Here is a 2,483-nt window from a genome sequence, read left to right on the forward strand (position 1 = left end):
TAGAGCACAAAGCTAATCCAGCTCACACCAATCCACCCGCCGCGAGTGGTGAGCGACACGCTCTCTAAAGGATGCGGGATCAGCAGCACTCGAAAGAATAGCTCCTCACTGAGCCCCGGCATCAACAAGGCTCTGACCAATACGCCGATCGCTAGCCACAGCGACGATGGTAGGTGCCACCGCAGAAATCCTGACGCCAGACCGATCGGCAAGAAAACCGCTCCGTAGATTAGCAGCAGCGCGATCGCCCACACCCAATCGCGTTTAGCAGGAATGGTCCGAATTGCGTTTGTCAGGCGACGAGCGAGTGTCTGAATCAAGGCTTACGGGTCCAATCACAATCTCTAACCTAGAATTTTATGAAACGCCTGATTTCTATTGTTGTCAGCCTGCTAATTTTAGCGGTCATCTACTGGAAAATCGATTTTCGGGGGCTGGTTCAGGTTTTCCAGAACTGCGATCGCACGTGGATGCTCATCAGTTTGGGCATGGTTGTTCCCATTACGCTGATTACCGCTTGGCGACTGCAACAGCTCATGCCGAAAGGGAAGCGCGGCGAAAAAACCTCGTTGGGGTTTGCAGAGGCAACGCGCCTGATCCTGGTTGCCAGCGTGCTCAATATGGTGCTGCCGTCGAAAATGGGCGACATTGCCAAAGCGTACTTTATGCGCGAGCGGGGACACCTAAGCGGATCGCTATCGCTGTCGCTGGTGATCTTTGAGAAAGCCTGCGATATGCTGTCGCTGCTGCTATGGTGCGCGTTTGGGCTGCTGCTGTATCCGCAGAAAGACTGGCTATTCTGGATTATGACCGTGAGTGTCGTTGCAGGGCTGGTGCTAGGTGGGGCACTGCTGGGATCACGGGCGTTTGCTCAATTCTTTTTTGATCTGGCGCAGACCGTTGCTCCTAAGAAACTGCGCACGAAGCTTTACAGTTTGCAGACCTCATGGCGGGAGATGCACGAGTATTTTTGGGGCGATCGGCAGCAGTTTCTCAAAGTCACTGCCACATCGATCTTTATTTGGTTCCTGCACCTGCTGCAAATCTGGTTTTTTATTCTGGCGCTAAATGCCTGGACGCCCTTTCTGGCAAATCTAGCACTGTCGCCGCTGGCAATTTTGGCGGGATTGCTGCCGCTGACGTTTGCCGGAGTCGGGACTCGCGATGCAGCGCTGATCCTGTTCTACCAACCGTACTTCAGTGCTCAAATAGCAGCCGCGCTAGGGGTGCTGTGTACCTCGCGTTATCTGCTACCTGCGATCGGGGGTCTGCCGTTTTTAAGTCAGTACATGGCAACGGTGCGAAGCTTGCGAAAGTGACGGTTTAACAATTTTATGATTTCTTCATGAAGCTATCCTCCGTCTAAAAAATCCATGAGAAGCTAAGCTCAGCCATTTGACGCCATCCAAAAACCAGCTACCGTGAAAGACGCTCCGTATTTCTACGCATTCACTTCAATTCTGTTGCCCTGTGATTTTCTCTAAACACATTTAATTGGTTCGCTAGCGAAAGTAACGACCTTGCAGATCGACTCGCTTAACGCTTACGGAAATGCGCATCTACTTAATTTACAGCCTGCTTGTTCTAGGCGCTGGGTGCTTGTACACGCTTACCAAAACTCGTCTGAAGTCGCGATCGATCCGCTGGGCGGGCTTTGGTAGTTTGGCGCTTGCGATGATTTTGCTGCTTGGGTTGGCGACGGAGCCTCAAGCCCGTGATGCGTTTGTAGACTTTACCAAGGCATACTATCCAGCGGCAAAGGCAGCTCTGTTCAATCCTGCGGAGCTGTACGCTCGTTCAGATGACGACCTGACCTTTGTCAACCTGCCGATCGTCGCCCTGCTGTTTGCACCCTTCGCGGCTCTGGATGTCTCGACGGCGGCGGCGCTGATGACGGCAATAGGAGCTATTGCGACGATCGCCGCCTGCTATCTCTGCATCCGCTACACCAACGTCACGGGCTGGCAGAGAGTGTTGCTGGTGGGGCTGTTTGTGGCAAACGGACCCCTGTTCTATAACCTGCGCATTGGCAATACCAGTCAGTACACGCTGCTGCTGCTGTTGGGGGCGCTGTGGCTACAACCTAAGCGGTCTGTTTTGGCAGGCTGCCTGCTGGCGATCGCGGGCATCATCAAAGTGCCGCTGTTGCTGTTTGGAGCCTACTATGTGCTGCGGGGACGCTGGCGGGTAGTAGCGGGGTTTGTCGGGACGCTGCTGGCGATCGGGCTAGCGTCGCTGCTGGTGTTTGGTCCCGATCTGCACGTCACATGGTATCAAGCGTGTATCCAGCCGTTTGCAGGCAAACCCATTTCAGCGTTCAATGTGCAGTCGGTGGATGGCTTGCTGTCGCGATCGCTGCTGGGTGGCGGGTTGCGCAACTGGCTACCGATGCAGGTGGACTGGAGCTACAAATTGGTTCGCTACGCCATACTGTCGCTGTTGGTTGGTAGTGCAATCTGGGTTGGCTGGCGTGCTCAACCGCC

General features: G+C 54.3%; 2 protein-coding genes and 1 pseudogene. 2 read left to right on the forward strand and 1 reads right to left on the reverse strand.

What is annotated here, in order from left to right:
* Window positions 1–320, reverse strand: a pseudogene (locus tag H6F43_RS23230) (CPBP family intramembrane glutamate endopeptidase); the annotation flags it as partial.
* A gap of 39 nt (window positions 321–359) precedes the next feature.
* Here H6F43_RS23230 and H6F43_RS23235 point away from each other — a divergent pair.
* Both H6F43_RS23235 and H6F43_RS23240 read left to right on the forward strand, forming a co-directional pair.
* Window positions 360–1,319: a lysylphosphatidylglycerol synthase transmembrane domain-containing protein gene (locus H6F43_RS23235; protein ID WP_190344137.1), complete on the forward strand. Its 960-nt coding sequence runs from the start codon at window positions 360–362 to the stop codon at window positions 1,317–1,319.
* Between the two features lie 280 nt (window positions 1,320–1,599).
* Window positions 1,600–2,483, forward strand: an 884-nt coding sequence (locus H6F43_RS23240; protein WP_190344138.1) for a glycosyltransferase family 87 protein, incomplete at its 3' end; no start/stop codon positions are given.

The organism is Leptolyngbya sp. FACHB-36 (genome assembly GCF_014695955.1).
Taxonomy (GTDB): domain Bacteria; phylum Cyanobacteriota; class Cyanobacteriia; order Leptolyngbyales; family Leptolyngbyaceae; genus FACHB-36.